This is a genomic window from Streptomyces sp. (assembly GCF_031181555.1).
Lineage (GTDB): Bacteria > Actinomycetota > Actinomycetes > Streptomycetales > Streptomycetaceae > Streptomyces > Streptomyces fimbriatus.
The window spans coordinates 2,461-5,160 of sequence record NZ_JAPSKQ010000274.1 but is presented as its reverse complement, the minus strand read 5'-3'; the positions used below and the strand labels follow the sequence as shown (position 1 = coordinate 5,160).

General features: G+C 74.7%; 2 protein-coding genes. Both read right to left on the bottom strand.

Annotation, left to right across the window (positions count from 1 at the left end; translation table 11 throughout):
- Positions 1–330: 330 nt before the first annotated feature.
- A complete protein-coding gene (locus RIM90_RS30480; RefSeq protein WP_309063973.1) occupies positions 331–1,887 on the bottom strand; it encodes an SDR family oxidoreductase in 1,557 nt (518 codons plus the stop codon).
- Between the two features lie 54 nt (positions 1,888–1,941).
- Positions 1,942–2,700: SDR family NAD(P)-dependent oxidoreductase (locus RIM90_RS30475; protein ID WP_309063971.1), on the bottom strand; the 759-nt coding region annotated here is incomplete at its 5' end.

The window sequence follows — 2,700 nt, the reverse complement described above, 5'->3', positions numbered from 1 at the left end:
CGACCGGTTCGGCCACCGTGGGCCGCAGTCCCAGCATGCACAACCCCTTCTCACTCCCGGCCGTCTGCACAGCGTCGCTTCGGCCGCGTGCCCCTGTACGGATGCGCTGATTCCTGCCCGGTGGGCGGGCCGTCCGGACGACGGTCACTCCATCGGCCCAGCGGCGGCCGGGTCATGGCGGTGCGGCCCGGTCCGCCGTCGCCCGGGACTGAGGAAGCGGGGGACCGGGCCGGCCGCCGAAGGACCCGTGCACGGCCTGCCCCGCTCTCCTCAGCCACGCCCGCGCGGGTCATGCCGTCGCTCCTGGTGGGCCGAGGCGGTGCCGCGGCACTAGTGACGGAAGCGCTTCGCGGGGCGGACGCGTCCGGTGCGCCGTGTTCGTCCGTGTGCGCTCATGCCTTTGGCGGCGGCCTGCGCGATGTTGCGGGCCATGCCGCCGAAGACGACGGCGTGGAACGGCGAGACGCTCCACCAGTAGGCGTGGCCCAGCAGTCCCCGTGGATGGAACAGCGCGCGCTGGCGGTACCGGGTGCGACCGTCGGTGTCCGTTTCGGCGCACATCTCCAGCCAGGCGAGTCCGGGCAGCCGCATCTCGGCCCGCAGCCGCAGCAGATGGCCCGGCTCGATCTCCTCGACGCGCCAGAAGTCCAGTGAGTCGCCGACCCGCAGGCGCTCGGCGTCGCGTCGTCCGCGGCGCAGGCCGACCCCGCCGACGAACCGGTCCAGCCAGCCCCGGGCCGCCCAGGCGAGGGGGAAGGAGTACCAGCCGTTGTCGCCGCCGATGCCCTCGATGACCTTCCACAGCGACGCGCGGGACGCGTCGACCGACAACTGCCGTTCGTCCCGGTAGAGGCTGCCGCCGGCCCAGTCGGGGTCGGTGGGCAGCGGGTCGCTGGGGGCGCCGGGGACGGCGGCGGACGACCAGCGGGTGGCCACCTGCGCGTCCCGGACCTTGCGCAGGGCCAGGACCAGGGCCTCGTCGAAGGGCAGCGGCCGGCCCGGGGAGTCGGGCACGTAGCGGGCGATGTCGTGTTCGCGGCAGACGACCTCGTGGCGCAGCGACTCGGTCAGCGGCCGGGCGATGGCGGCGGGCACGGGGGTGACCAGGCCCACCCAGTGGCTCGAGAGCCCCGGGGTGAGGACCGGCACCGGCACGATGAGCCGCCGCCGCAGCCCGGCGACCGCGGCGTAACGGCGCATCATCTCCCGGTAGGTCAGGACGTCCGGCCCGCCGATGTCGAAGGCCCGGTCGACGTCGGACGGCATGGTGGCCGAGCCGACGAGGTAGCGCAGTACGTCACGGATCCCGATCGGCTGAGTGCGCGTGTGCACCCAACTGGGGGTCACCATCACGGGCAGGCGCTCGGTGAGGTAGCGCAGCATCTCGAACGACGCCGACCCCGAGCCGATGACGACCGCCGCCCTCAGCACCGTGGCAGGCACGGGGGAGTCCAGGAAGACGCGGCCGACCTCGGCCCTGGAACGCAGGTGCGGGGAGAGGGAACGCTCGGGTACGCCCTTCGGGGTGAGTCCGCCGAGGTAGACGATCCGTTCCACTCCGGCGGCGTGCGCCTGCTCGGCGAAGATCCGGGCGGCGCGACGGTCCGTCTCCTCGAAACCGGAGCCGGTTCCGAGTGCGTGCACCAGGTAGTACGCGACATCGATTCCGCGCAGGGCCTCGGCGACGGAGGCGGCGTCCGTGACATCACCGCGGACGGTCTCGGTGTCCTGGGCCCAGGGGTGGTCGCGGAGCTTGTCGGGGGAGCGGGCCAGGCAGCGGACCCGGTGTCCGGCCCGCAGGAGTTCAGGCACCAGACGTCCACCGATGTACCCGGAGGCCCCGGTGACCAGGCAGTGCAGCCGCTCGCCGTTCCGCTGTCCGTCCATGGCGGCCACGAGTGCTCCTCTCACGTGTGCGGTCCAACCCGCCCGTCCCTCCGATCATGGCCGCAGCAGGGCGACCGCGCCTGTTCCGCTCACGCGGTCGGCGACCGTGACGCGGAGGCGGACGCCGCCCGGCCGACCGCGCCCGGAGCGGGAGGCCGCCCGGTCGGCCCGACCACCGGAGCCGGGCAGCCCCGTCGGCCGAAACGGTTCGACGGCGGCCAGGCGTGGCGGTTCGCGCCGGGGGAGCATCGTCACCACCGGCGGCATCGCGGCACGTATGAGCCGGGCCGACCGGAGCCAGCGGAGGCACGTGGACCGACGGGCGACGCCGTTCGACCGGGTGGCCAGCCGGCCCGCCACGTGCCCGACGGGGTGGACCTTGCGCGCCGGCCGCGGCATGTGACCACGGAGCTCGCGCAGCACCGCGTACTCGTCGGCGTCACGGACCATGCCGGTGTCGGTCCAGTCGGTGCAGGCGGCGCCGACGCCCACGCGCCGGTGGGCCACCTCGGCCCGCAGCGCGTGGGCGAACGACCCGACACCCGCCTTCGAGGCGCAGTACGCGCTCATCGTCGGCGCCGCACCGGGGGAAGCGGGCGACGCGACCTGGAGGAAGCAACCGCACGTGTCGAACGGGTCCCCGGTGAACGTCCGTGCGGTCGCGGCGCCGCCCACCGGGTTCACCCCGACCACCCGGCGCCACACCGCGGGGTCGGACTCGGCGAACGGACCGCCCTCGGCCACGCCCGCGTTGGCGACCACCACGGACGCGGGCCCGAGCCGCGCACGGATGTCCGCGCCGGCCCGGGCCAT